The organism is Pseudooceanicola aquaeponti (assembly GCF_050897975.1).
Classification (GTDB): domain Bacteria; phylum Pseudomonadota; class Alphaproteobacteria; order Rhodobacterales; family Rhodobacteraceae; genus Pseudooceanicola.
In genome coordinates, this window is record NZ_JBPAXY010000003.1 from 63024 (window position 1) to 88629 (window position 25606).

General features: G+C 68.3%; 30 protein-coding genes. 19 read left to right on the forward strand and 11 right to left on the reverse strand.

Going from position 1 to position 25606, the window contains the following annotated elements:
* Positions 1–135: 135 nt before the first annotated feature.
* The 16 genes from ACRARE_RS07010 (at position 136) to cysE (ending at position 13368) form a co-directional block, all read left to right on the forward strand.
* On the forward strand, positions 136–1326 hold the full coding sequence (locus tag ACRARE_RS07010) for a phage portal protein (protein WP_432655709.1): 1191 nt from the start codon (positions 136–138) through the stop codon (positions 1324–1326).
* A complete protein-coding gene (locus ACRARE_RS07015; protein ID WP_432655710.1) occupies positions 1319–1561 on the forward strand; it encodes a GTA head formation protein, RCAP_rcc01685 family in 243 nt (80 codons plus the stop codon). Before ACRARE_RS07010 ends, ACRARE_RS07015 begins: the two co-directional genes overlap by 8 nt.
* Positions 1562–1584: 23 nt before the next feature.
* Entirely contained in the window at positions 1585–2148 is a 564-nt protein-coding gene (locus tag ACRARE_RS07020) for an HK97 family phage prohead protease (protein ID WP_432655711.1), read from the forward strand.
* Between the two features lie 36 nt (positions 2149–2184).
* A complete protein-coding gene (locus ACRARE_RS07025; protein ID WP_432655712.1) occupies positions 2185–3366 on the forward strand; it encodes a phage major capsid protein in 1182 nt (393 codons plus the stop codon).
* 185 nt (positions 3367–3551) lie between these two features.
* Positions 3552–4151 (forward strand): head-tail connector protein, encoded by a 600-nt coding sequence (locus ACRARE_RS07030; protein ID WP_432655713.1) that lies wholly within the window; start codon positions 3552–3554, stop codon positions 4149–4151.
* Positions 4148–4483, forward strand: coding sequence for a head-tail adaptor protein (locus tag ACRARE_RS07035; RefSeq protein WP_432655714.1), 336 nt, complete (start codon positions 4148–4150; stop codon positions 4481–4483). Before ACRARE_RS07030 ends, ACRARE_RS07035 begins: the two co-directional genes overlap by 4 nt.
* Positions 4480–4890 (forward strand): DUF3168 domain-containing protein, encoded by a 411-nt coding sequence (locus ACRARE_RS07040; protein ID WP_432655715.1) that lies wholly within the window; start codon positions 4480–4482, stop codon positions 4888–4890. Before ACRARE_RS07035 ends, ACRARE_RS07040 begins: the two co-directional genes overlap by 4 nt.
* Positions 4891–4912: 22 nt before the next feature.
* Positions 4913–5326, forward strand: a complete 414-nt coding sequence (locus ACRARE_RS07045; RefSeq protein ID WP_432655716.1) for a phage major tail protein, TP901-1 family — start codon at positions 4913–4915, stop codon at positions 5324–5326.
* A 1-nt stretch (position 5327) separates the two neighbouring features.
* Positions 5328–5651, forward strand: a complete 324-nt coding sequence (locus ACRARE_RS07050; protein ID WP_432655717.1) for a gene transfer agent family protein — start codon at positions 5328–5330, stop codon at positions 5649–5651.
* The gene (locus tag ACRARE_RS07055; protein ID WP_432655718.1) at positions 5648–5866 is read left to right on the forward strand and encodes a rcc01693 family protein; all 219 of its coding nucleotides are present in this window, start codon (positions 5648–5650) and stop codon (positions 5864–5866) included. Before ACRARE_RS07050 ends, ACRARE_RS07055 begins: the two co-directional genes overlap by 4 nt.
* Positions 5859–6482 (forward strand): RcGTA-type gene transfer agent tail tape measure protein, encoded by a 624-nt coding sequence (locus ACRARE_RS07060; RefSeq protein WP_432655719.1) that lies wholly within the window; start codon positions 5859–5861, stop codon positions 6480–6482. Before ACRARE_RS07055 ends, ACRARE_RS07060 begins: the two co-directional genes overlap by 8 nt.
* 16 nt (positions 6483–6498) lie before the next feature.
* Complete coding sequence (locus ACRARE_RS07065; protein WP_432655720.1) at positions 6499–7131, forward strand: phage distal tail protein, Rcc01695 family; 633 nt, start codon at positions 6499–6501, stop codon at positions 7129–7131.
* Positions 7131–8015 carry a phage/gene transfer agent baseplate hub protein gene (locus ACRARE_RS07070; RefSeq protein ID WP_432655721.1) on the forward strand — a complete coding sequence of 295 codons (885 nt, stop codon included), beginning with the start codon at positions 7131–7133 and terminating at the stop codon, positions 8013–8015. The genes ACRARE_RS07065 and ACRARE_RS07070 overlap by 1 nt, the downstream gene beginning before the upstream one ends.
* Positions 8012–8452 (forward strand): NlpC/P60 family protein, encoded by a 441-nt coding sequence (locus tag ACRARE_RS07075; protein ID WP_432655722.1) that lies wholly within the window; start codon positions 8012–8014, stop codon positions 8450–8452. Before ACRARE_RS07070 ends, ACRARE_RS07075 begins: the two co-directional genes overlap by 4 nt.
* Positions 8453–8464: 12 nt before the next feature.
* A complete protein-coding gene (locus ACRARE_RS07080) occupies positions 8465–12400 on the forward strand; it encodes a baseplate multidomain protein megatron (RefSeq protein WP_432655723.1) in 3936 nt (1311 codons plus the stop codon).
* Positions 12401–12564: 164 nt separating this feature from the next.
* Complete coding sequence (gene cysE, locus ACRARE_RS07085; protein ID WP_432655724.1) at positions 12565–13368, forward strand: serine O-acetyltransferase; 804 nt, start codon at positions 12565–12567, stop codon at positions 13366–13368.
* 67 nt (positions 13369–13435) lie between these two features.
* Here cysE and ACRARE_RS07090 read toward each other — a convergent pair whose 3' ends face one another.
* The 10 genes from ACRARE_RS07090 to ACRARE_RS07135 all read right to left on the reverse strand — a co-directional run bounded on the left by ACRARE_RS07090 (position 13436) and on the right by ACRARE_RS07135 (position 22637).
* The gene (locus tag ACRARE_RS07090) at positions 13436–13612 is read right to left on the reverse strand and encodes a hypothetical protein (RefSeq protein ID WP_432655725.1); all 177 of its coding nucleotides are present in this window, start codon (positions 13610–13612) and stop codon (positions 13436–13438) included.
* Complete coding sequence (locus ACRARE_RS07095; RefSeq protein WP_432655726.1) at positions 13576–14526, reverse strand: YukJ family protein; 951 nt, start codon at positions 14524–14526, stop codon at positions 13576–13578. The genes ACRARE_RS07090 and ACRARE_RS07095 overlap by 37 nt, the downstream gene beginning before the upstream one ends.
* A gap of 187 nt (positions 14527–14713) precedes the next feature.
* On the reverse strand, positions 14714–15049 hold the full coding sequence (locus tag ACRARE_RS07100; protein ID WP_432655727.1) for a carboxymuconolactone decarboxylase family protein: 336 nt from the start codon (positions 15047–15049) through the stop codon (positions 14714–14716).
* Between the two features lie 95 nt (positions 15050–15144).
* A complete protein-coding gene (locus tag ACRARE_RS07105; protein WP_432655728.1) occupies positions 15145–15477 on the reverse strand; it encodes a carboxymuconolactone decarboxylase family protein in 333 nt (110 codons plus the stop codon).
* Between the two features lie 162 nt (positions 15478–15639).
* Positions 15640–16995: a pyruvate dehydrogenase complex dihydrolipoamide acetyltransferase gene (locus tag ACRARE_RS07110; protein ID WP_432655729.1), complete on the reverse strand. Its 1356-nt coding sequence runs from the start codon at positions 16993–16995 to the stop codon at positions 15640–15642.
* A 12-nt stretch (positions 16996–17007) separates the two neighbouring features.
* Positions 17008–18390, reverse strand: a complete 1383-nt coding sequence (locus ACRARE_RS07115; protein ID WP_432655730.1) for a pyruvate dehydrogenase complex E1 component subunit beta — start codon at positions 18388–18390, stop codon at positions 17008–17010.
* A gap of 13 nt (positions 18391–18403) precedes the next feature.
* A complete protein-coding gene (pdhA, locus tag ACRARE_RS07120) occupies positions 18404–19417 on the reverse strand; it encodes a pyruvate dehydrogenase (acetyl-transferring) E1 component subunit alpha (protein ID WP_432655731.1) in 1014 nt (337 codons plus the stop codon).
* Positions 19418–19820: 403 nt separating this feature from the next.
* Complete coding sequence (locus tag ACRARE_RS07125; RefSeq protein WP_432655732.1) at positions 19821–20120, reverse strand: FtsB family cell division protein; 300 nt, start codon at positions 20118–20120, stop codon at positions 19821–19823.
* Positions 20121–20300: 180 nt separating this feature from the next.
* Positions 20301–21224: a fructose bisphosphate aldolase gene (locus tag ACRARE_RS07130; RefSeq protein WP_432655733.1), complete on the reverse strand. Its 924-nt coding sequence runs from the start codon at positions 21222–21224 to the stop codon at positions 20301–20303.
* 228 nt (positions 21225–21452) lie between these two features.
* Positions 21453–22637 carry a phosphoglycerate kinase gene (locus ACRARE_RS07135; RefSeq protein ID WP_432655734.1) on the reverse strand — a complete coding sequence of 395 codons (1185 nt, stop codon included), beginning with the start codon at positions 22635–22637 and terminating at the stop codon, positions 21453–21455.
* Positions 22638–22773: 136 nt separating this feature from the next.
* Here ACRARE_RS07135 and ACRARE_RS07140 point away from each other — a divergent pair, with 136 nt between their 5' ends.
* The 3 genes from ACRARE_RS07140 to ACRARE_RS07150 all read left to right on the forward strand — a co-directional run bounded on the left by ACRARE_RS07140 (position 22774) and on the right by ACRARE_RS07150 (position 24663).
* The gene (locus ACRARE_RS07140; protein WP_432655735.1) at positions 22774–23280 is read left to right on the forward strand and encodes a peptidylprolyl isomerase; all 507 of its coding nucleotides are present in this window, start codon (positions 22774–22776) and stop codon (positions 23278–23280) included.
* On the forward strand, positions 23273–23845 hold the full coding sequence (locus tag ACRARE_RS07145) for a peptidylprolyl isomerase (protein WP_432655736.1): 573 nt from the start codon (positions 23273–23275) through the stop codon (positions 23843–23845). The genes ACRARE_RS07140 and ACRARE_RS07145 overlap by 8 nt, the downstream gene beginning before the upstream one ends.
* Positions 23846–24048: 203 nt before the next feature.
* Positions 24049–24663 (forward strand): LysE family translocator, encoded by a 615-nt coding sequence (locus tag ACRARE_RS07150; RefSeq protein WP_432655737.1) that lies wholly within the window; start codon positions 24049–24051, stop codon positions 24661–24663.
* A gap of 46 nt (positions 24664–24709) precedes the next feature.
* On the opposite strand, the gene ACRARE_RS07155 is transcribed toward ACRARE_RS07150, so the two are convergent.
* Complete coding sequence (locus ACRARE_RS07155; RefSeq protein WP_432655738.1) at positions 24710–25534, reverse strand: isocitrate lyase/PEP mutase family protein; 825 nt, start codon at positions 25532–25534, stop codon at positions 24710–24712.
* Between the last annotated feature and the right edge of the window lie 72 nt (positions 25535–25606).

Consider the following 25606-nt stretch of genomic DNA (forward strand, 5'->3'; position numbering starts at 1 on the left):
TTTGAACAGGAGGTTGAGGGGCGGCGCACGGTGCCGGAGGCGGTTCTTAAGAAAATGATCAGAGGTTTCTTCGCAACGGGCCGCCGGAGTGCGGAGGCCCCGCAGGCAACCGCCGCAAGGCAGAAGGAGAGACGCATGGGGGTCATCGACTATTTCCGTCGCGACAGCGCAGGCTCGGTCGCCGCGCCAGAGCGCAAGGCCTCGGCCACGGGACGGGTGATCGCCTATCACTCGGCCGGGCGCGTCGCCTGGAGCCCGCGTGACGCCGCCTCGCTGACCCGCACCGGTTTCATGGGGAACCCGGTTGGCTTTCGCGCGGTGAAGATGATCGCCGAGGCCGCCGCCGCCCTGCCGCTGGTCTTGCAGGATGCCGAGCGCCGCTATGCGGAACACCCGGTGCTGCGCCTGCTGCGCGCGCCGAACCCGGCCCAGGGCCGCGCCGAGCTGCTGGAAAGCCTTTACGGGCAGATCCTGCTGTCGGGCAACGGCTATCTGGAGGCCGTGGCGCCGGAGGAGGGGGTGCCGGTCGAGCTGCATGTGCTGCGCTCGGACCGGATGAACCTGGTGCCTGGCGCCGATGGCTGGCCGGTGGCCTTTGAATATCAGGTGGGCGGACAGAAACACCGTTTCGACGTGACCGGCCCGCGGGCGCCGATCTGCCACCTGAAGAGCTTTCACCCGCAGGATGACCACTACGGCCTGTCGCCGATGCAGGCGGCGGCCCAGGCGGTCGACGTGCACAACAGCGCCTCGCGCTGGTCCAAGGCCCTGCTGGACAATGCCGCGCGCCCCTCGGGGGCCATCGTCTACAGCGGGCTGGACGGCGAAGGGGTGATGAGCGCGGATCAATACGACCGCCTGGTTGCCGAGATGGAGATGCACCACCAGGGCGCGGCCAATGCGGGCCGACCCATGCTGCTGGAAGGGGGGCTGGACTGGAAACCCATGGGCTTCAGCCCCTCGGACATGGAGTTCCAGAAGACCAAGGAGGCCGCCGCGCGCGAGATCGCCCTGGCCTTCGGCGTGCCGCCCATGCTGATGGGGATCCCCGGCGAGGCCACCTATGCCAACTATCAGGAGGCGCACCGGGCCTTCTACCGGCTGACGGTGCTGCCGCTGGCCAGCCGTGTGACCGCCGCCCTGGGCGAATGGCTGGAGCGGTTCAGCGGCGAGGATCTGCGCCTGAGCCCGGACATGGATCATGTGCCCGCCCTGGCGGCCGAGCGCGACGCGCAATGGGCCCGGGTGGCCGGGGCGGATTTCCTGAGCCGGGCCGAGAAACGCGCCCTGCTGGGCCTGCCGCCCGAGGACACCGGCGATGAATGAGGTCCGCGATCCGCGGCGCGCGGGCGGCTACGAGGCCTTCGAATGCGGCCCCTCGTTGCGGCTGGAGGCGCACGAGCGCCTGTCGCGGATGCAGATCGAGGCCCTGCACGGCCGGATCGAGCGGCTGGAGCAACTGGTGGAACGTCTGGAAAAACGCCTGTGGCTGACCGTCTTCGGCATCGTCGGCGTGATCCTGGCCCAGGCCTTTCAGTCAATCATCGAACAGCTGCCGTGACGCGGCGCGGGATGGAGAGAGTGATGGATATTCAGGATCTTAGCAGGCTGGAGTGCAAGTTCCACCGGTTCGACGCCGAACTGGTGGTAGATGCGGACGGTTTGCAGATCGAGGGCTACGCCTCGCGGTTCGGCGCCTGCGACCAGGGCGGCGACGTGGTGGCGAAGGGCGCCTATGCGGGTTCGCTGTCGCGGATCGCGGCAGAGGGGCGGCGGGTGAAGATGCTGTGGCAGCACGACCCGGCCCAGCCGATCGGCGTCTGGGAAGAGATCCGCGAGGACGAGACCGGGCTGTGGGTGAAGGGCCGCCTGCTGGACAGCGTGGCCAAGGGCCGCGAGGCCGCCGCCCTGGTGCGCGCGGGCGCCATCGACGGGCTGTCCATCGGCTATCGCACCAAGCGGGCCGCGAAGGATGCGGGGGGCCGCAGGCTCCTGACGGAACTGGAGCTTTGGGAGGTGTCGCTGGTGACCTTCCCGATGCTGCCCAGTGCGCGGGTCGCCGCCAAGGGAGAGACCCTGGCCGACGATGCCCTGCGCGAAGTGGCGGCGGCCTTTCGGGCCGTGAGTGCCGAAATGAGGGGCCGCTAGGGCGCTCTTTCTCAGTGACCATCCGAGGAGATGATGATGGCGAAGACCGAGACGGGCCCTCGGGCCGGGGAGAGCCTCTCCCCGGTGGCCGAGGTGAAATCCGCTGTGTCGGATTTCATGCGGGAGTTCAGTGACTTCCGTTCCGACATTGATGCACGACTTCAACAACAGGAAAGCCGACTGACCATGCTTGACCGCAAATCCCTGACCGCGGCGCGCCCGGCGCTTGCCTCTGCCGCCGCCACCGAGGCCCCGCACCAGAAGGCCATTGGCGCCTATCTGCGTACCGGTGATGACGATGGCCTGCGTGGCCTGGAACTGGAGGGCAAGGCGCTGGCCATCACCGGCGACGGCGGCTATCTGCTGGACCCGCAGACCTCTGACAAGATCAGCTCGTCCCTGCTGGGCGCGGCCTCGATCCGCCAGATCGCCAATGTGGTGCATGTGAACGCCACCTCCTACGATGTGCTGGTCGACACCACCGACATGGGGGCGGGCTGGAACGACGAGACCAGCGTGACCGAGACCTCGACGCCCGGCGTCGACCGGATCTCGATCGAGCTGTTCGAACTGTCGGCCCTGCCCAAGGCCAGCCAACGCCTGCTGGATGACAGCGCCTTCGACGTCGAGGGCTGGCTGGCCGAGCGCATCAGCGACAAGTTCGCCCGCGCCGAGGCCGACGCCTTCATCAATGGGGATGGCAGCGACAAGCCGACCGGTTTCCTGACCCAGACGATGGTGGCCGATGCCAGCTGGTCCTGGGGCAACCTGGGCTATGTGGTCACCGGCACCTCGGGCGATTTCGACGCCACCAACCCCGCCGATGCCATCGTCGATCTGGTCTATTCCCTGGGCGCGCGCTACCGCGCCAACGGTACCTTCGTGATGAATTCGAAGACCGCGGGCGCCGTGCGCAAGCTGAAGGATCTCGACGGCCGCTTCCTGTGGTCGGACGGTCTGTCGGCGGGCGAACCGGCGCGGCTGATGGGCTATCCGGTGCTGATCGCCGAGGACATGCCCGACATTTCGGGCGGCAGCTATTCCATCGCCTTTGGCGATTTCCGCGCGGGCTATACCGTCGCCGAACGCCCCGACTTGCGGGTGCTGCGCGACCCGTTCAGCGCCAAGCCGCATGTTCTGTTCTACGCCACCAAGCGCGTGGGCGGCGATGTCAGCGATTTCGCCGCGATCAAGCTGCTGAAATTCGCCGTGTCCTGAGGCGCGGCGGATCGACAGGACCGGGCAGCCGGTCCTGTCGGGCGCGTGTCTTCGTCGGCGCTGTCCAGCCGCTCCCTCCGTGCGAGCAGCGTCGGCAGGCACGCGCCGATTGCACAGGCCCCAGATTGCACAGGCCCCAGCCGGGGACGGTTGGCGGCGCAGGTTCCCGGTATCGGAGGACGACCATGATCTTGATAGAAGTCAGCCAGGTCAGCGCGGATCGCCTGCCGATCGCGCCGCTGAAACAGCATCTGCGCCTGGGCAGCGGTTTTGCCGACGACGATGTGCAGGATGGGGTGCTGGAAGGCTATTTGCGCGCCGCCCTGTCGGCGATCGAGGGGCGCACAGGGCAGGTGATCTTTCAGCGCCAGTTCCGCTGGATCCTCGACGAATGGCGTGATGAGACCTCGCAGCCCTTTCCCCTGGCGCCGGTGGAGTCGGTCGATGCGTTGAGCCTGATCGACGCGGAAGGTGTGGCCGAGGCGCAGCCCCTGGGCACGCTGGTGCTGAGCGCGGATCCCCTGCAGCCCCGGTTGCAGGCGGTTGCGGGCAGCCTGCCGAAACTGCCCGCGGGGGGCCGTGCCGAGGTGCTGATCACCGCAGGCGCTGCCACCGACTGGTCGGAGGTGCCGCCCGATCTGGCCCAGGCCGTGCTGCTGATGGCGGCGCATTACTACGAGTACCGCAACGACGTGGCCTTGGGCAAAGGCTGTACCCCCTTCGGGGTCACCGCCCTGCTAGAGCGCTACCGGCCGATCCGCATCGGTCTGGGAGGTGGCGCATGAGCCCGCGTCTGACCCGCCCCCTGGTGCTGGAACACGAGGTTCGCCTGGCCGATGGCAGCGGCGGCTACACCGGCAGCTGGGAGGCGCTTGGCACCCTGTGGGCCGAGGTGCTGCCGGGGCGCGGCGCCCTGCGTGACCGGGCCGGTCTGGCCAGCCATGTGCAGCCCCTGCGGATCACCGTGCGCGGCGCCGAACCGGGCGCCGAAAGCCGCCCCGCGCCGGGCCAGCGGTTCCGCGACGGGGCGCGGGTCTATCTGATCGACGCGGTGCAGGAAAGCGACGCCACGGGCCGTTACCTGCTGTGCCGCGCCCGCGAGGAGGTGCTGGCATGAGCTATGCGATGGCCTCGGCCCTACAGGCGGCGATCTACAGCCAGCTGAGCGCGGATGCGGCCCTGGGCGCCCTGGTGGGCAGCGCGATCTTCGACGCGCCCCCCGCCGGTCCCGTGCCCGAGACCTATGTCAGTCTGGGCCCCGAAGAGGCGCGCGACTGGTCCACCATGTGTGGCGGCGGCGCGCAGCACGACTTGGTAATCTCGGTCGTCACCTCGGAGGCCGGGTTTCAGCTGGCCAAGGAGGTGGCGGCGGCGGTCTGCGACGCGCTGGACCAGCCCTTGCCCGCCCTGTCGCGCGGGGCCCTGTCGGGGCTGCATTTCCTGAAGGCCCGCGCGCGGCGCGACGAGGCGGGGCAGCTGCGCCGCATCGACCTGCGGTATCGCGCGCGGGTCCACGATACCTGATCCTTTCGACGGAGTAAGAACGATGGTGGCGCAGAACGGCAAAGACCTTCTGATCAAGGTGGACATGACCGATGGCGGTCTGTTCGAGACGCTGGCGGGGCTGCGGGCCACGCGGCTGAGTTTCAACGCCGAGACGGTGGATGTGACCAGCCTGGAAAGCCAGGGCGGCTGGCGCGAACTGTTGGCGGGCGCCGGGGTGCGGTCGGCCAGCCTGAGCGGGTCGGGCGTCTTCCGCGACGCGGGCAGCGACGAACGCGCGCGGCAGATCTTCTTCGACGGCGAGACGCCCAGCTTCCAGGTGGTGATCCCCGATTTCGGCATCATCGAAGGACCGTTCCAGATGACCTCGATCGAATATGCCGGGGCGCATAACGGCGAGGCGACCTATGAGCTGTCGATGGCCTCGGCGGGCGCCCTCAGCTTTACGGCGCTGTGACATGGCCAATCCCCATGCCGGAGAGGTGGCGCTGGTCCTCGATGGGCAGCGCCATGTGATGAAGCTGACCCTGGGCGCGCTGGCCGAGCTGGAAACCCTGCTGGAGGCGGGGGGGCTGGTCGAATTGGCCGAACGGTTCGAGGCCGGGGCCTTTTCCACCCGCGACGTGCTGGCGCTGATCGTGGCCGGGCTGCGCGGGGGCGGCTGGCAGGGGCGGCCCGAAGACCTGATGCAGGCCGAGATCGAGGGCGGGCCGATGCTGGCCGCGCGCAAGGCGGCCGAGCTGATGGCGCGGGCCTTCGCCCTGCCGGACAGCGTGGGATGAGCGGGCTGGACTGGCCCGCCCTGATGCAGGCCGGTCTGCGCGGCCTGGGGTTGCGCCCGGCGGAGTTCTGGGCGCTGACGCCCGCCGAGCTGCGCCTGATGCTGGGCGAGAGGCTCGGGGCGGCGGCGGCGCTTGGCCGGGCACGGCTGGATGAATTGCTGGCGGCCTATCCGGACGCCAGGGCGCCCGAGGGCGAGGGAGAACAGGATGAGTGATCAGCTGAACGGTCTGGAGGCGCTGCAAGCGCAGGTGGACAGCCTGGACGACAGCCTGGGCGGCGCGGCCGACATGGCCGCCGGGTTCGACAGCGAGCTGCGCCGGATGCGCGCCGCCCTGGCCGAGACCGGCAAGGACGTGCAGACCCTGGAGCGGGGTCTGAGCCGCGGCTTGCGCCGGGCGCTGGACGGGGTGCTGTTCGACGGGATGAAACTGTCGGACGCCCTGCGCACCGTCGCCATGTCGATGTCGAACGCGGCCTATTCGGCGGCGGTGAAGCCGGTGACGGACCACTTTGGCGGGCTGATCGCCCAGGGCGTCGGAAGCCTGGTGCAGGGAGTGCTGCCCTTTGCCAAGGGCGGTGTCGTCTCCTCGCCCACCTATTTCCCGATGCGCGGTGCCACCGGGTTGATGGGCGAGGCGGGCCCCGAGGCGATCATGCCGCTGTCACGCGGCGCCGATGGATCGCTGGGGGTGCGGATGGAAGGCGGCGGTCGCCCGGTCAGCGTGGTGATCAACGTGACCACCCCGGATGTCGAGGGCTTCCGCCGCTCGCAAAGCCAGATCGCCGCACAGATGGGCCGGGCGCTGTCGCGCGGCCAGCGCAACCGCTGAAGAGGAGGAGGCCGTCATGTCCTTTCACGAGGTTCGCTTTCCCGCCAACCTGTCCTTCGGATCCACCGGCGGGCCTGAGCGCCGCACCGAGGTGGTGACCTTGGCCAATGGGTTCGAAGAGCGGAATACCCCCTGGGCCCATTCCCGGCGGCGCTATGACGCAGGGGTGTCCATGCGCTCTCTCGACGATGTCGAGGTGCTGATCGCCTTCTTCGAGGCACGGCAGGGGCAGTTGCACGGCTTCCGCTGGAAGGATTGGTCCGACTTCCGGTCCTGCCTGCCAAGTGCCGAGGTGGATTTCCGCGACCAGGTGATCGCCCTGGGCGATGGCGAGACGCGGGCCTTCGCGCTGCGCAAGACCTACCGATCCGGCGCGCAAAGCTACGCCCGCCCGATCACCAAGCCGGTGGTCGGCACAGTGCGCGCGGGCGTCGAGGATGACGAGTTGCAGGAGGGGATCCACTACGAGGTCGACACCACGACCGGGATCGTGACCTTCGCCGAGCCGCCGAAGCTGGGCATGGAGGTCACCGCCGGGTTCGAGTTCGACGTGCCGGTGCGGTTCGACACCGACGGGATCCAGACCTCGGTCGCCTCGTTCCGGGCGGGCGATGTGCCCAATGTGCCGGTGGTGGAGGTGCGGGTGTGATGAGCTTTGATCCCGATCTGAGCGCCCATCTGCAAGGCGGCGCCACCACCACCTGCCACGCCTGGGCGATCACTCGGCGCGATGGCGTCGTGATGGGCTTCACCGATCATGACCGCGACCTTGTCTTTGACGGCATCATCTTTCGCGCCGACACGGGCCTGTCGGCCTCGGCCCTGCAACAGGGCACCGGCCTGTCGGTGGACAACAGCGAGGCCCTGGGCGCGCTGAGCGACGCGGGGCTGCGCGAGGACGAGATCGAGGCGGGGCGTTATGACGGGGCCGAGGTGCTGGCCTGGCTGGTCAACTGGGCCGCGCCCGAGGCGCGCCAGCTGGTCTTTCGCGGCACCATCGGCGAGATGACCCGCGCCGCCGGGGCCTTCCGTGCTGAGCTGCGTGGGCTGTCGGAGGCGCTGAACCAGCCGCACGGACGCCTTTATCGCAAGCCCTGCGGGGCGGTTCTGGGGGATGCGGCCTGTCGGGTCGATCTGGGCCTGCCGGGCTACCGGGTCGAAGTCGAGACGGCGGCGGTGGACGATCTGTCGACCCTGCGCTTTCCGCCGCTGGTGGGCTATGCCGAGGGCTGGTTCACCCATGGCCGGTTGCAGGTGCAGAGCGGCCCGGCGGCGGGGCTGATGGTGCCGATCAAGGGCGACCGGACGACAGAGGCGGGGCGCGAGATCGCCCTGTGGACGCCCCTGGCCACCCCGCCGGGCGTGGGCGCGCGCTATCTGCTGGAGGCGGGTTGTGACAAGCGGTTCGAGACCTGTGGGGCCAAGTTTGACAACATCCTGAACTATCAGGGCTTTCCCGACATCCCGGGGGATGACTGGCTGACCGTTGTGCCCGCGCGGAGCGGCGAGACGGCGGGCGGGTCGCGGCGATGAGCAGGGGCGAGATCATCGTGACGGCCGCGCGCGGCTGGATCGGCACACCCTACCGGCATCAGGCCTCGGTGCGGGGGGCGGGCTGCGATTGTCTTGGGCTGCTTCGCGGCGTTTGGCGCGAGGTGCTGGGCGCCGAACCCGAGGCCGTGCCCGCCTATACGCCCGACTGGTCCGAGCCGCAGCGCGAGGAACGCCTGTGGCGCGCCGCCGCCCGGCACCTGCGGCCCTGTCCCGGGGCGCCTGCGCCGGGCGATGTGCTGCTGTTTCGGATGCGTCGAGGCGCGGTGGCCAAGCATCTGGGCATCCTGTCGCAAAGCGGCGCGGCGCCCTGTTTCATCCATGCCTATTCCGGCCATGCGGTGGTCGAAAGCCCGCTGAGCGCCCCCTGGCATCGCCGCATCGTGGCGGTGTTCCGTTTTCCCGATCCGAACAGCTGAAGAGGTCCACTTATGGCAACCGTTCTTCTTTCCGCCGCCGGGGCGGCCATTGGCGGCACCATCGGCGGCTCGGTCCTCGGGCTTCCGATGGTGGCGGCCGGGCGGTTTGTGGGCGCCGTTCTGGGGCGGGCCATCGACCAGCGCCTGATGGGCGACGGTTCGATGGCCATCGAGACAGGCCGGGTCGAGCGGTTCCGCTTGACCGGTGCGGGCGAGGGCGACCCGGTGGCGCGTCTTTACGGGCGGATGCGGGTGGCGGGGCAGGTGATCTGGGCCTCGGAGTTTCGCGAGACCAAGACCACCTCGGGTGGCGGCGGCGGCAAGGGCGGGCGCCCGTCCTCGCCCAAGGTGACCGAATATTCCTATTCCGTCAGCCTGGCCATCGCCCTGTGCGAGGGCGAGATTTCCGGGCTGGGGCGGGTCTGGGCCGATGGCGCTGAGGTCGCGACGGCGGATCTGGACATGCGGGTCTATACCGGTAGCGCCGATCAGCTGCCGGATGCCAAGATCGAGGCGGTGGAGGGCGCGGGCACCGTGCCCGCCTATCGCGGCACGGCCTATGTGGTCTTCGAGGATCTGCCGCTGGAGCCATTCGGCAACCGGGTGCCGCAGTTCACCTTCGAGGTGATCCGCCCTGCGCCGCTGTCGCTGCCGGGGGCCGAGGAGGAGCCGGCCCATGCCATCCGCGCCGTGGCGCTGATGCCGGGCAGCGGGGAATATTCTCTGGCCACCACCCAGGTCAGCTATAACTACGGCGCCGGTCACGTGGGGCAGGCCAACCAGAACGCGGCCTCGGGTCAAAGCGACCTGACCACCGCGCTGGATCAGCTGGACGACAGCCTGACCGGTTGCGAGGCGGTGTCGCTGATCGTCAGCTGGTTCGGCGATGACCTGCGCTGTGGCGAATGCACCCTGCGGCCCAAGGTCGAACAGCGCGAGTTCGACGGCAAGGAGATGCCCTGGCGTGTGGCCGGTCTGAACCGGGGCACCGCCGAACTGGTGGTGCGCGACGCGGCGGACAAGCTGCTCTACGGCGGCACCCCTGCGGATGCGGCGGTGATCGAGGCGATCGAGGCGCTGAACGCGGCCGGTAAGGCGGTGATGTTCTACCCCTTCATCCTGATGGACCAGCTGGCGGGGAACACGCTGCCCGATCCCTACAGCGACGAGGAGGGGCAGGCGCATCTGCCCTGGCGCGGGCGCATCACCGCCTCCGAGGCACCGGGGCGGCCCGGCTCGCCCGATGGCACCGCCCTGGCCACCGAGGAGGTCGCGGCCTTCTTCGGCACCGCGTCGGCGGCGGATTTCACCGTTTGGGGCGGCCAGGTCAGCTATTCCGGCCCCGCCGAGTGGCGCTTTCGCCGGTTCATCCTGCATTGCGCCGCCCTGTGCGCGGCGGCGGGCGGGGTCGACAGTTTCTGCATCGGCTCGGAAATGGTCGGGCTGACGCAGCTGCGCGGACCCGCCAACAGCTTTCCCGCCGTGGCCGAGCTACGCGCCCTGGCGGGCGAGGTGCGCGCGCTGCTGGGACCGGGGGTGAAGATCGGTTATGCGGCGGATTGGAGCGAGTATTTCGGCTATCAGCCGCAGGATGGCAGCGGCGACCGGTTCTTTCACCTGGACCCGCTTTGGGCCGACCCGGAGATCGACTTTGTCGGCATCGACAACTATCTGCCCCTGTCGGACTGGCGCGAGGGCGAGGATCATCTGGACGCCGCCCAGCACGAGACGATCTATGACCCGGCCTATCTGGCGGGCAATATCGAGGGCGGCGAGCTGTACGATTGGTACTACCACTCGCCCGAGGCGCGGGCGGCGCAGATCCGCACGCCGATCAGTGATGGCGCCCATGGCGAGCCCTGGGTCTGGCGGGTCAAGGATCTGCGCAACTGGTGGCTGAATGACCACCACGAGCGGATCGGCGGCATCCGGCAAGAGGCGCCGACCGACTGGGTGCCGCAGTCGAAACCGATCTGGTTCACAGAGCTGGGCTGCGCCGCCGTGGACAAGGGCACCAACCAGCCGAACAAGTTCCTGGATCCGAAGAGCTCGGAATCCGCCGTGCCGTATTATTCCAACGGCGCGCGGGACGAGGTGATCCAGCAGCAGTATCTGAAGGTGATGCACGCCTATTGGCGCGATCCGGCGCATAACCCGATTTCGGTGGAATACGGCGCGCCGATGCTGGACATGTCGCGCGCCTTCGTCTGGGCCTGGGACGCGCGGCCCTATCCGGCCTTTCCCAACAATCGCGCGCTGTGGAGCGACGGCGGCAACCACGCGGCGGGGCATTGGATCACCGGGCGCGCCTCGGGCCGGTCGCTGGCTCTGGTGGTGGCCGAGATCTGCGCCGCCGCCGGGATGCTCCATTACGACGTCAGCGGCCTTTACGGCGTGGTCAGCGGCTATCTGGACGATGAGGTGCGCCCGCCGCGCGCCGCCCTGCAGCCGCTGATGCTGCGCTACGGTTTCGACGCGGTCGAGCGGGACGGGGTGATCCGCTTCGTCATGCGCGGCGGGCGGGCGGTGGCGCATCTGTCGCCCGAGACCCTAGCGGTCTCGCGCGAGCTGGAGGGCACGTTGGAACGCCAACGCGCCCCCGAGGCCGAGATGTCGGGCCGGGTCCGGCTGCGCTTTGTCGAGGCGGGGGCCAGTTTCGAGCCGGTGACCGAAGAGGCCATCCTGCCCGATGAGACAAGCCGCGCCGTGGCGGGCAGCGAGATCGCCCTGGCGATGCGCCGGGGCGAGGGGCGGCAGGTCGTCGAGCGCTGGTTGTCGGAGGCGCGGGTGGCGCGCGACACGCTGCGCTTCGCCCTGCCACCGTCGCGGCGGGCCATCGGGGCGGGGGATGTGGTCGAGGTGGCCGAAGTGACGGGGGATGCGCTCTACCGGATCGACCGGGCCGAACATGGGGTGTTGAGCCAGTTGGAGGCGGTGCGTATCGCCGCCGAGATCTACGAACCCGGCGCCCCGGTCGAGACGGTGCCGCGGGTGTCCAGCTACACGCCGCCCCTGCCGGTGCTGCCCCTGTGGCTGGATCTGCCGCTGATGCGCGGTGACGAGGTGCCCCATGCTCCGCATATCGCGGTGACGGCCGAGCCCTGGCCGGGGGCGGCAGCGCTTTATGCCTCGGCCTCGGATGCGGGCTATCAGCTGGATCGGGTGCTGGAGGCGCGGGCGACCATCGGGGTGACCACCACCGCACTGGCCCGTGGCCCGGCGGGGCGGGTGGACCGGGGGGCGCCCCTGGGGGTGCGGCTGACCTCTGGCACGCTGGCCTCGGTCGAGGACGCGGCGCTGTTGGCCGGGGCCAACCTGATGGCCATCGGCGACGGCCAGCCGGGGAACTGGGAGCTGTTCCAGTTCCGCGACGCGGTGCTGACCGGGGAACGCAGTTACCTGCTCAGCCACCGTTTGCGCGGGCAGCTGGGGTCCGAGGCGCTGATGCCCGAAAGCTGGCCCGAAGGGTCTTGGGTGGTGCTGCTGGACGGGGTGCCGGAACAGATCACCCTGGCGCCCAGCCAGCGCCGCCTGGCGCGCCACTACCGCACCGGCCCGGCGGCACGCGGGCCCGACGATCCGACCTATCTGCACGAGGTCTGGGCCTTCGACGGCACCGGGTTGAAACCCTATGCGCCCTGCCATCTGCGCGCCGTGCCGGGCGCGGGCGGCGACATCGCCTTTAGCTGGATCCGGCGGACCCGGATCGAGGGCGACAGCTGGGATTTGGCCGAGGTGCCCCTGGGCGAGGACAGCTTGGCGTTTCTGCTGCGTATCCGCCAGGGCGGATCGGTGATCCGCGAAGAGGTGGTCGAGGCCACGGGCTGGAGCTATAGCGCGGCAGACCGCGCCGCCGACGGCGTCAGCGGGCTGGCCGAGCTGGAGGTGGCGCAGGTCTCGGCCACCTTCGGCCCCGGGGCGGGGGCGCGGCTGGCCTTCCAGGCCTGAGCCGCGGCGCAGCCTCGGGAAGAACCCCGAAATCAAAGACCCTTAGCCGTGGCATTCCGGTTCGTGATCGCGGGTGTCACGGCTTTGCATTTTCCCCGGCGCGCCTATCTGCTATGATCAAGGCATATCCAGGGCCGTCCCCGGGCCCGCAACGGGAAAAGACCATGGCACATAGCAACCCCAAACTGGCGGAGCTCGACCCCGTCTGGGACCGTATCCTGCGCGAGGCCGACGCCGCCGTCGCAGCAGAGCCGCTTCTGGGCGGGCTGGTCCACTCTACCATCCTGCACCACCCCTCGATCGAACGGGCGCTGGCCTTCCGTATCTCGATGAAACTGGCCTCGGACGAGATGCCCGGCCAGCTTCTGCGCGAGATCTGCGACGAGGCGATTTCGTCGGATCCAGCCATCGCCCAGGCGGCGCGGGCGGATATCGTGGCGATCCATGACCGCGACGCCGCCTGCCATCGCTTCATCCAGCCGCTGCTGTACTTCAAGGGCTTCCAGGCGGTGCAGGCGCATCGCATTGGCCACTGGCTTTGGAACGAAGGGCGCAAGGATCTGGCCTATTTCTTCCAGATGCGCAATTCCGAGGTCTTCGGCATCGACATTCACCCCGCCGCGAAGATCGGCAAAGGGATCATGATCGACCATGCCCATTCCATCGTCGTGGGCGAAACCGCGGTGGTGGGCGATAATGTCTCGATGCTGCATTCGGTGACCCTGGGCGGCACCGGCAAGGAAGAGGAAGACCGCCATCCGAAGATCGGTGACGGCGTTCTGATCGGCGCGGGCGCCAAGGTGCTGGGCAATATCAAGGTGGGCCATTGCTCGCGTATTGCCGCCGGGTCGGTGGTGCTGCACGAGGTGCCGCCCTGCACGACCGTGGCGGGGGTTCCGGCCAAGATCGTGGGCAAGGCGGGCTGCGATCAGCCGGCCTTGCAGATGGACCAACTGCTGGGCAACTGAGGCCCGGCAGAGTGAACAAAGGAAGGGCGCCCGGGGAGCGCCCTTTTTCTTGGGGACAGGGCGGTGCCTAGCCGCGCGGGGGGCGGAAGGTCAGCACATGACCCTCGGGGTGGCCCTGGGCGGCGGTATAACTGACGCCGTCGGCCTTCAGCCCGGCGGGATCCAGAAGGGTGATCGTGCCGCCCCGGTTCGACAGGCTGACCCCGGTCATCGGCACGCGCAGCAGGGCGCGGGGGGCAGCCACAGCTCGGGGCCCAGGACCCGCGCCGCGCCCTCGGTGTTGACCAGCGCCCAGCCGGCCAGCGACAGCGGCTCGTCCGTGCGGTTCAGCAGGGTCACGCTTTCGGGCTGGTCCAGCCGTTCGGGGCGGGTGTCGGGGCCGCGCGGGTTGACCATGGCGGCCTGGATCGCCACCCGGCGGTCGGGCAGGGCCGGGGGCGCCTCGGGCAGCCAGCCTTCGCTGCCGGGTTCCTCGAGGGCCCGCGGCAGGCCCAGCATCTGGGCGAAGGTCTGGGCGCCGGGCAGGGGGTGGCCGGTGCGGTCGTGGGTATGCATGGCCTGGCTGACGAAGGCGAAGAACAGCCCGGAGTAGCGGTCCTCCTGCGGGTCATGCAGCAGCACGGCGCCGTCCTGCCAGGGGCCGTTGTCCTTGCGGAACCGCCCGTGGCTGCCCTGGTTCATGTGCAGATCGTGCAGCCCTTGCAGATCGTCATAGGGTTCGCCCAGCAGGTGCACCCGGACGCCCCGGTCGATGGCGCGGTGCAGCTCGGGCAGGACAAAGTCGATCAGGTCGTTGGGCTGCCGGCCCGGCAGGTCGTGGGGCAGCACCCGCCCGGCGCCGAAATCCAGGATGTTCGAGCGGATGTAATCCAGCGCCGCGCCGCCGGGGCGGCTGGTCAGGCGGCGAAAGCCGGGGGGCAGCTCGGCCAGGGCGTGGGTGATCGGGTGACGCAGGTCGGGCAGGTGCCAGTAGACCAGTTCCGACTGTGCGGTCAGCGACTTGACGTTGATCGCCGCCTGTTTGGCACCGGCAAAGCGGCCCGGGCTGCCATCGTCGAAATAGAGGTGGATATGCGGGCTTTCCGCATCCTGATCGGCGCGCTCGGCCTCGACATGCAGGGGCTGGCCGGTCCAGACGCCGTAATGGGTGATGGGCATGAAAGTCTCCGGCTGTCCCGCGCCGGGCGACACTAGGGCCTTGGGGCGGGAACCGGAAGGGGCGGGGGGCGTAAAGAGAGGAGGGGGCCGCTAAGATTGGGGGCGGACGCAAAGGGGCCGCCCGGCCTGCGTCGGGCGGCCCCTGGTTCGGGATCGCGGGGGGCGGGGCACGCCGCCCCGGCGCAGGTCAGTCCGACAGATCGTCCCAGGCGTCGATGGCATGGGCCGCGTACATATAGGCCGGGCCGCCCCCCATCAGGACGGCGACGCCCAGGGTATCCACCAGCTCTTCGCGGGTCGCGCCCGCCTTGATCGCCGAGACGATATGCGAGCCGATGCAGTCGTTGCAGCGCATGGCCACGGCAATGGCGATGGCCTGCAACTCCTTGTGCTTCACCGACAGGGCGCCCTCGTCCAGCACGGCATTGTGCAGCGCGCCAAAGCCTTTCTGGATCTCGGGCTTCACCTTCTTGATCTCACGCAGACCCTTGGTGGTCTCGCCGAGCATGTCTTTCCAGTCCATCGTCTTGTCCTTCACTTGATGACAGGCCGCCCGGGCGGGGCGGCGAAATCGGGGGGCGGGGGACGCCCGTCTGGAGCGGGCGCGCGCGTCCGGGATCAGCCGAGCGCGTCCCAGGCGTCAATCGCCTTGGCGCCGTACATATAGGCGGGGCCGCCGCCCATCATCACCGCCACGCCGATGGTGTCCACCAGCTCTTCGCGTGTCGCCCCGGCCTTCTGGGCCGCGCGGACGTGAAAGCCGATGCAATCGGTGCAGCGCTGCGAGATGCCGATGGCCAGGGCCTGCAATTCCTTTTCCTTGGTCGACAGCGCGCCCGGGGCCATGGTGGCGCGGTGCAGCGCGGTAAACCCTTCGCCGATCTGGGGCTTGACCTTGCGGATGCGGTTCAGCGCGTCCGAGGTGTCGTCGAGATAGTCTTTCCAGTCCATGACGGGTCCTTCGATGCGGTTCACTCCTCCCGCAGGGCCGGTGTAGACCCAAGGGCGCTCGTGGCTTTGTGACTAGGTCACCAAATCCGTGCGCGGACATGAAAAAACGCCTGCAAGGATCTCTCCTTGCAGGCGTTTTCCGGTTTCAAAGGGGGGAGCGGATCAGGCCAGCATCACCATGGGGTTTTCCAGGTTGTCGACGATATGCTTCAGCAGCTCGGCGCCAAGCGCCCCGTCGATGACCCGGTGATCGACCGACAGTGTGACGGACATGACCGTGGCCACCTCGATCTCGCCCGCGTCGTTCACCACCGGCTTCTTCACGCCCGCGCCGACGGCCAGGATGGCCCCGTGCGGCGGGTTGATGACGGCGTCGAAGTTGTCGATGCCGAACATGCCGAGGTTGGACACCGCGAAGCTGCCGCCCTGGTATTCATGGGGTGCCAGCTTGCGGTCGCGGGCGCGCCCGGCAAGATCCTTCATCTCGGCCGACAGCGCCGACAGCGACTTCATGTCCGCGTCCTTCAGGACGGGGGTGAAAAGCCCGCCTTCGATGGCCACGGCCACGGCCACGTCCGAGGGCTTCAGCTTCAGCACCCGGTCGCCCGCCCAGACGGCGTTGGCATCCGGCACCGCTTGCAGCGCCAGGGCACAGGCCTTGATGATGAAGTCGTTCACCGAAAGCTTCACGCCGCGGCCTTCCAGCTGCTTGTTCAGCTGGGACCGAAACGCCATCAGCGCGTCCAGCTTGATGTCGCGGCGCAGGTAGAAGTGCGGGATGGTCTGCTTGGCCTCGGTCAGGCGCGCGGCGATGGTCTTGCGCATCCCGTCCAGCTTGACCTCCTCAAACTCGCGGCCTTCGTACATCTTCAGCACGGCTTCGGTCGAGGGGCCGGTGCCGACGGCGGCAGTCGGGGCCGCGGCTGCGGCTTTCGGCGCGGCGGCCTCGGCCTCGGCCTCGGCCTTGGCGGCGGCGGGCTTGGCCTCTGCGGCCTCGACATCGGCCTTCACGATCCGGCCATGGGGGCCAGAGCCCTTCAGGCTGGCCAGGTCCAGACCCTTTTGCGCGGCGATGCGGCGCGCCAGGGGCGAGGCGAAGATGCGCGCCCCGTCGGCGCCCTTGGGCGCGGCGGGGGCAGGGGTGCCCGGCGCCTGGCCGGTGCCTGCGGTGGCGCCACCCTGGGTGCCGGCGGCGGGGGCCTCTTCGGTCGCTTTCGCGCCTGCATCGGCGGGCGCGGCCTTGGGGGCTGCGGCGTCGATGTCAGAGGCGCTCTCGCCTTCTTCCAGCAGGACGGCAATGGGGGTGTTCACCTTCACGCCTTCGCTGCCTTCAGGCACCAGGATCTTGCCGACGACGCCTTCGTCGACGGCTTCGAATTCCATCGTCGCCTTGTCGGTCTCGATCTCGGCCAGCAGGTCGCCCGAGCTGACCGTATCGCCTTCCTTCACCAGCCATTTGGCCAGCGTGCCTTCCTCCATGGTCGGAGAGAGGGCGGGCATCAGGATTTCCGTGGGCATTGCTCTCTCTCCTTAGCGGTAGGTGACTTTCTTCACCGCCGCGATGACCTCATCGGTGGTCACCAGCGCCAGTTTCTCGAGGTTGGCGGCATAGGGCATGGGCACGTCCTTGCCGGTGCAGTTCAGCACGGGCGCGTCCAGATAGTCGAAGGCGCGTTCCATGATCGTGGCCGACAGGTGGTTGCCGATCGAGCCGACGGGGAAGCCTTCCTCGACCGTGACGCAACGGTTGGTCTTCATCACCGAGGCGATGACCGTGTCATAGTCGATGGGCCGCAGGGTGCGCAGGTCGATGACCTCGGCGCTGATGCCCTCTTCGGCCAGCTTGTCGGCGGCCTCGAGCGCATATTGCATCCCGATCCCGAAGGAGACGATGGTCACGTCCGTGCCTTCACGCCAGATCCGGGCCTTGCCGAAGGGAATGGTGAAGTCCTCCAGCACCGGCACCTCGAAGGAGCGGCCATAGAGGATCTCGTTTTCCAGGAAGATCACCGGGTTGGGGTCGCGGATCGCGGTCTTCAGCAGGCCCTTCGCATCGGCGGCAGAGTAGGGCATCACCACCTTCAGGCCGGGGATATGCGCATACCACGAGGCGTAATCCTGGCTGTGCTGGGCGGCCACGCGGGCGGCCGCGCCGTTCGGGCCGCGGAAGACCATGGGCGCGCCCATCTGGCCACCGGACATGTACAGCGTCTTGGCGGCGGAGTTGATGATCTGATCCATCGCCTGCATGGCGAAGTTGAAGGTCATGAACTCGACGATGGGTTTCAGCCCGCCGAAGGCCGCACCGACCGCCAGACCGGCGAAACCATGCTCGGTGATCGGGGTGTCGACCACGCGCTTGGAGCCGAACTCGTCCAGCAGGCCCTGGGTCACCTTGTAGGCGCCCTGGTACTCGGCCACTTCCTCGCCCATGACATAGACCAGCTCGTCGGCGCGCATCTCTTCGGCCATGGCGTCGCGCAGGGCTTCGCGCACGGTCTGCTCGCGCATCTCGGTGCCTTCGGGCCAGTCGGGGCTGGCGTTGGATTTCACCTGAGCGGGGGCAGAGGCGGCGGGCGCCTCAGCGGCCGGGGCGGCCTCTTCGCCGCCCGCGTCGGCCTGGGCGGCCTCCGGCGCGGCGGAGACCTCGCCGATGTCGTCGGCCGATTCACCGTCTTCCAGCAGGACCGCGATCGGGGTGTTGACCTTCACGCCCTCGGTGCCTTCGGCGATCAGGATCTTGCCGATGGTGCCTTCGTCGACGGCTTCAAACTCCATCGTTGCCTTGTCGGTCTCGATCTCGGCCAGGATGTCACCGGAGGCGACGGTGTCGCCTTCCTTCACCAGCCATTTGGCCAGGGTGCCCTCTTCCATGGTGGGCGAGAGGGCGGGCATCAGAACTTCAGTAGGCATTTGCGATCCTCCCTCAGGCGTTGTGCTGCGGAATCTCGTCCGCATAGATGTCGGTCCACAGCTCTTCGAGCGCGGGTTCGGGGCTTTCCTTGGCGAAATCGGCCGACTTGTTGACGATATCCTTGATCGTCTTGTCGATCGTCTTCAGGTCGTCCTCGGTGGCGTGCTTGCCGTCGATCAGCATCTGGCGGATATGCTCGATCGGGTCGTGCTTCTCGCGCATGTTCTGCACTTCCTCGCGGGTCCGGTACTTGGCCGGATCCGACATCGAGTGGCCGCGATAGCGATAGGTCTTCACCTCAAGGATATAGGGGCCTTCGCCCGAGCGGCAGTGCGCCACGGCCTTCTCGCCCGCTTCCTTCACCGCCAGCACGTCCATCCCGTCGACCAACTGGCCGGGGATGCCGAAGGGCTCGCCGCGCTTGTAGATCTCCGCCGAAGAGGTCGAGCGTTTCTGCGCCGTGCCCATGGCGTATTGGTTGTTCTCGATCACGAAGATCACCGGCAGCTTCCAGATCGCCGCCATGTTGAAGCTTTCGTAGACCTGGCCCTGGTTCGCGGCGCCGTCACCGAAATAGGCGAAGGAAACGCGGTCGGTGCCCTTGTACTTGTCGGCGAAGGCCAGGCCGGTGCCGATCGGCACCTGGGCGCCGACGATGCCGTGACCGCCGTAGAAGTCCTTCTCTTTCGAGAACATGTGCATCGAGCCGCCCTTGCCCTTCGAGTAACCGCCTTCGCGGCCCGTCAGCTCGGCCATGACGCCGTCGGGGTCCATGCCGCAGGCCAGCATGTGGCCGTGGTCACGATAGGAGGTGACGCGCTTGTCGCCCTCTTCCGCCGCGGCCTCGAGGCCCACGACAACGGCTTCCTGACCGATGTAGAGGTGGCAGAACCCCCCGATCAGCCCCATGCCGTAAAGCTGGCCCGCCTTCTCTTCGAAGCGCCGGATCAGCAGCATGTCGTGATAGTATTTCTTCAGCTCATCCGCCGAAACATTCGGCTTGGCTGCGGATTTGCGGGTCGCCATGCGGTGTCCTCCCCGTGAGTCGAAATGCAAATCTAAGATAGTTTAACGCTAAACTATCTCCTACAGCATATCCGCCCGTGATGCGAGGGTCAAAATCGCCGCAATTGGCCGGGTTGCCGTCAGTGCAAGACTAGTGGGGTTTCGCCCCTTGTCCATGGGCCTTTCGACTCGGGCGCCGATCCGGCCATGCGGCGCCGCGCCGCTGTGCGCGTCGGGCCTCCGGGTGCGCCAGCTGCTCACACAGGGCCGCGCCGCCTCTTCTCGTTTGCCAGAAATATCCCGAGGGCTGAGCCGCGTCCCGGAAATCGCCCGGTGGACGATTTCAGCGCCGAAGGCGAAAGGGGGGCAGAGCCCCCTGGGTCAGCCGGTTGTAGCCGTCACGATCTGTGGGGAAGGGTGCGCCTCAGCGCAGGACGAACTCGTCCACGCGCACCAGGCCCAGAATGTCGCGGGCCTGCTGGTCGAGAAGATCGAGATCCAGGTAATCATCCGACAGCCGCGCGGTCTTGTTGCTCATCTCCGCGATGCGACTGTCGAGCCGCGCCAGCTCCGCGCTGAGATCTTCATTCGCCGCCACCACTTCTGCGCGTCGGAAAAGACCGTATTCCCCCTGCACGGCGGCAAAGGTGAAATACATCCCCAACATCAGGATGGCGGCGAAATAAAGAAACAGCCCGAACGCCGGGCGCGACTCGTTGCTCATGATTGCCTCAATAACCCGCCTCTGTCGGGCGGTGTAGGCGAATCATGCCACAGGTGATTCGCGATGTGAATCCCCAATCGTGACAAAGGCGCAAAAAGATTCGTGAGGGGACCCATGAAAAAGGGGCGCCCGCCGGACGCCCCTGAAATCCTTGTCGAAAGCCGGGTCGACCCCCGGGCCTCAGCCCGCGACCGAGGCGTCGTAGATCGAGATGATCGAGGTGGCCAGGGTCTGGTCGAATTCCTCGTCCGACTGGTCCGCCGACAGCCCTTCGGTCAGGGCGCGGCTGAACGAGGCGATCATGCCGGTCTGACGCGACAGCCGCTCGTTGGCCTCGTCGCGGGAATAGCCGCCCGACAGGGCCACCACGCGCATGACGGCGGGGTGATCGACCAGGGGTTTATACTGGTTGTCGACCTCCGGCAGGGTCAGCTTCAGCATCACCTGAACGCCGTCGGGCAGGGCGTCCAGCTGCGCCAGGATGGCGTCGCGCAGCAGATTCTCGGCCTCGGCCTTGTCGGGGATGGTGATGGTCACCTCGGGCTCGATGATCGGGATCAGCCCGCGCGACAGGATCTGCTGACCCACCTCGAACTGCTGGGCGACCACGGCGGCGATCCCCTCGGGCGTGGCGGCGCTGACCACCGAGCGCATCTTGGTGCCGAAGATCCCCTTGTCCACCGCGCGGGCGCAGAGCGCGTCCAGCTCGGGCATGGGTTTCATCAGCTGCACGCCGCCCTCTTCCTCGGCCAGGCCCTTGTCGACCTTCAGCAGGGGCACCACGCGGCATTGCTTCCACAGGTATTCGGCCACGGGGGTGCCGTCGATATCGCCGTCCATGGTGCGCTCGAACAGGATCGCCGCGATCACCTTGTCGCCGTTGAACGCGGGCGACTTGATGATCCGGGCGCGCATCTCATGCACCAGGGCGAACATCTCGGCGTCGTTGGAATAGGCATCCTCGCCCACACCGTAAAGCTTCAGCGCCTTGGGGGTCGAGCCGCCGCTTTGGTCAAGGGCGGCGATGAAGCCGTCGCCGGAACGCATCTGTTCCGCCATGGCGGGATCGGATTTGACCATCGGGGCCTGCATCGTGTCGGACATTTGTTTCGCCTGAAATTCTTGGGTTACACCAATCGGGGCCGCGGGCGCAGGCCCCCTCTGCTCCCTCTCTAGGCGAGCTGTGTAACGGTGGCAATTCAGGTTGCGCTAACGTGCCACCCCGGCCCCGACGGCAGGCGGATCGGCGCGGAAACGAGCAGCGAAACGCAACAGGCCGCCCCGGGGGACGGCCTGCATGGGGGTCGGATCGGGGCGGAACCCGGGGCCGGTTCAGCCGCCCAGGGCTGCCACGCCGGGCAGGGTCTTGCCCTCCATCCATTCCAGGAAGGCGCCGCCCGCGGTCGAGATGTAAGAGAAATCTGCCGCCGCGCCCGAGGCGTTCAGCGCCGCCACCGTGTCGCCGCCGCCCGCGACCGATTTCAGCGTGCCTGCGCGGGTCAGCTCGGCCGCCTTCAGGGCGGCGGCATCGGTGGCGGCGTTGAAGGGTTCGATCTCGAAGGCGCCCAGGGGGCCGTTCCAGATCAGCGTATGGGCGGTCTCGAAGGCCGCGCCGATGCGGGCCACGGCCTCGGGGCCTGCATCCAGGATCATCGCGTCGGCGGGGCATTGGGTGGCGGGTACGGTCTCGTTCTCGGCGCCTGCCTTGAATTCGCGCGCCACCACCACGTCCGAGGGCAGGATCACCTCGCAGCCCACGTCGAGGCCCTTCAGCATGATCTCTTTCGCGGTCTCGATCAGGTCGTGTTCGCACAGCGACTTGCCCACATCGACGCCCTGGGCAGCGAGGAAGGTATTGGCCATGCCGCCGCCGATCACCAGCCGGTCGACCTTTTCCACCAGGTTGCCCAGCAGATCCAGCTTGGTCGAGACCTTGGCGCCGCCGACCACCGCCACCACCGGGCGTTTCGGCTGACCCAGGGCGCTTTCCAGCGCCTCAAGCTCGGTCTGCATCAGACGGCCCGCGCAAGAGGGCAGCTCGCGCGCCAGGGCCTCGGTCGAGGCATGGGCCCGGTGCGCGGCGCTGAAGGCGTCGTTGCAATAGACGTCGCCCAGCGAGGCCAGTTCCTTGGCGAAGGCGGGATCGTTCTTTTCCTCGCCCGCATGGAAGCGGATGTTTTCCAGCAGCAGCACCTCGGCGCCGGCCTGTTCGGCGGTCTTGGCCTTGGCGGCGTCCAGGGTCTCGATGAAGACCACCTTGCGGCCCAGGGCCTTTTCCAGGGCGGGCAGGGTGACGCGCAGCGACATCTCGGGGACGACCTTGCCCTTGGGGCGGCCGAAGTGGGCGATCAGCAGGGGCTGGCCGCCCTTTTCCAGGATCGCCTGGACGGTGGGAACGATTCGCTCAATCCGGGTGGCATCGGTCACTTTTCCGTTTTCCACGGGCACGTTGATGTCGACGCGGGTCAGCACCCGCTTGCCGTCAAGGTCCATGTCATCAAGCGTTTTCCAGCCCATAGCGGTTCTCCCGGGGTCGATTTGCCTTTTGGTCGGGTCAAGTGATGGCGGCTTCGCGCCCCATGGTCAACCGGCCCGGCTTGGCAATTGGCCCGCATCTGCCTAATGCTGGCGCAAACACCGGAAGGAGAGGCACATGGCCGAGATCAAGGACCCCGAGAACACCATCCTGATGGAGCTGAAGGACGGCACCGTCACCATCGAACTGCTGCCCGACGTGGCCCCCGCCCATACCGAGCGGATGAAGGAGCTGGCCCGCTCCGGCGCCTATGACGGCGTCGTCTTCCACCGGGTGATCGACGGTTTCATGGCCCAGACCGGCGATGTGAAGAACGGCAACAAGAACGACGGTTTCGACCTGCGCATGGCCGGCACCGGCGGTTCCGACCTGCCGAACCTGCCGGCCGAGTTCTCGCGTCTGCCCCATGACCGCGGCACCCTGGGGGCGGCGCGCAGCCAGAACCCGAACTCTGCCAACTCGCAGTTCTTCATCAACTTCAAGGACAACCATTTCCTCAACGGCCAATACACCGTCTATGGCCGCGTCATCGAGGGGATGGAGCATGTGGACGCGATCACCAAGGGCGAGCCGCCGGCGGATCCCGACATGATGATCTCGGTCAAGGTGGCCGCCGATGCGTAAGCTGGCCCAATCTGCCGTGCTGTCCGCCGCGCTGGTGGCGCTGGCGGGGCCGGTGCTGGCCGCCGGTCTGGATATCGAGATCGCCGGTCAGGCCAATGGCCAGGTCCATGTCGAGCTGTTCGACGATCTGGCCCCCCAGCATGTGGAGCGGATCACCACCCTGGCTCGCGAAGGCGCCTATGACGGGGTCTATTTCCACCGGGTGATCGAGGGCTTCATGGCCCAGACCGGCGATGTGCAATACGCCCGCAACCCCGCCGATGGCGGCGACATGCGGCGCGCGGGCACCGGCGGCTCGGACTATCCCGATCTGCCGGCCGAGTTCTCGGAGACCCCCTTTACCCGGGGCATCGTGGGTATGGCGCGGTCGTCGGATCCCGACAGCGCCAACTCGCAGTTCTTCATCATGTTCACCGAGTACCCCTCGCTTGACGGCCAGTACACCGTCGTGGGCGAGGTCACCTCGGGGATGGAGGTCGTCGACCAGATCAAGCGCGGCGAAGGCCGCAGCGGTGTGGTCACCGGCGAGCCCGACCGCATGGTCAAGGTCACCGTCACCGAGTGACGCGGGGCCGCGCCCGCTGAGATATTGACCCGAGAGAGTTCGAGACGGCCCCGGTGGAAACGCCGGGGCCGTCTGCTTTGTCGGGTCCGGATTTGCGGGGGCAGGGGCGCCGGGCCAGGGCTTGCAGGGCCGGGGCGCGCAGGGGCTGGGCGGCGGCGCCGGGATATGCTCTATCTCGCGCGGTCCAATGATCGGAGCGCCCCATGATCGACCTGCTGGTCTTCGTCCCCGCCTGCTTTGCCCTGAACCTGGCCTTCGGCCCCAACAACCTTCTGGCGCTTGGCCACGGGGCGGAACGCGGTGTCGGCTTTGCGGTGACCGCCGGGCTGGCGCGTCTGGTGGTCTTTGCGCCGATGATCGCCGCCAGCGCCCTGGGGCTGGGGGTGCTGATGGCGACCTCGGCAACGCTTTTTGGCGCGGTGAAGGTCATCGGCGCGCTGTACCTGCTGTGGCTGGGGGTGAAGCTGTTGCGCAGCCGCCCCAAGGACGCGGCGGCCACGGTGCCGGTGCCGACCGGGCTGCGGACCGCCTGGCGGCGTGAAGGCCTGGCGGCGATCAGCAACCCCAAGGCGATCCTGATCTTCGCCGCCTTCTTCCCGCAGTTTGTCGATCCCGCCGCCTATTGGGCCAGCTATGCCACCCTGGGCGGGCTGTTCCTGGTGCTCGAGGCCGGGGCGATCACCGTCTACGCCCTGGCGGGGCGCTTTGCCGCGCGCTTCGCCGCCACACGGTTGCACTGGTTCCAGCGCGCCTCGGGGGCGGGGATGGTGCTGTTCGGCCTGCTGCTGTTGCTCAGCCCGCAGCCGGGGCGGGCCTGAACGCTTCGGGCTGCGCGCCCCGCGTCGGGCTGTGCCGGGTGCGCCCTCAGTCGGGCCGCGCCCCCTTCAGCAGCAGGGCATCCACCTCGGTTCCGGGCACGGATTTCTTCAGCTTCGAAAAACTGCCGTCTTCGAAGATCTCGGACATGGCGTCGATGATCACCCGGTGGGTGGCCCGCGCCAGGGCCGAGCCCAGCGAGATGCGGGCCACGCCGATGCGGGCGAAGTCCTCGGTGGCGTAGCTGGCCAGATGGCCCGCCGCCAGGGCGTTGACCGGCAGGTCGGTCGAGGCCACCAGCGCGGCCAGATCCTCGAAACTGGGCGGGCCGGGCACGTAAAGACAATCAGCCCCCGCCGCCTCGAAACCCGCGCAGCGGGCGCGCGCCTCGGCCATGTCGTAGGTGCCGTTCATCACCCCGTCGGCGCGGGCCACCAGCACGAAGTCGCGGGGCAGGGCGCGGGCCGCCGCCGCCGCGGCGCGGATGCGCTCTATCGCCAGATCCTGGTCGTAAGAGGTGGCGCCGCCCGGCGGGTTGTCCTCGATCGAGATCCCCGCCAGCCCGGCCTCTGCGGCCAGGCGCACGGTTTCGGCCAGGGTGTCGGGATCGTCGCCGAAGCCGTTCTCGAAATCGCCCGAGACCGGCAGCGGGGTTGCGGCCACCAGCGCCTCGGCATGGGCCAGGGCCTCGTCGCGGGTGATATTCCCGTCAGGGCGGCCCAGGGTAAAGCCGAAGGCGGCAGAGGAGGTGCCGATGGCCTGGGCGCCGAGTGCTGCCAGCATCCGGGCCGAGCCCGCATCCCAGGCATTGGCCAGCAGGAAGGGATCACCCTTGCGGTGCAGGGCGCGGAAGGCGGGGGCGGGATCGTGCATGGGGCTCTCCTGTCGGTGCTTGGCCGAAGCGTCGGGCAGAGCGGCGGGGGGCGCAAGGGTTTTCAGGCGCTG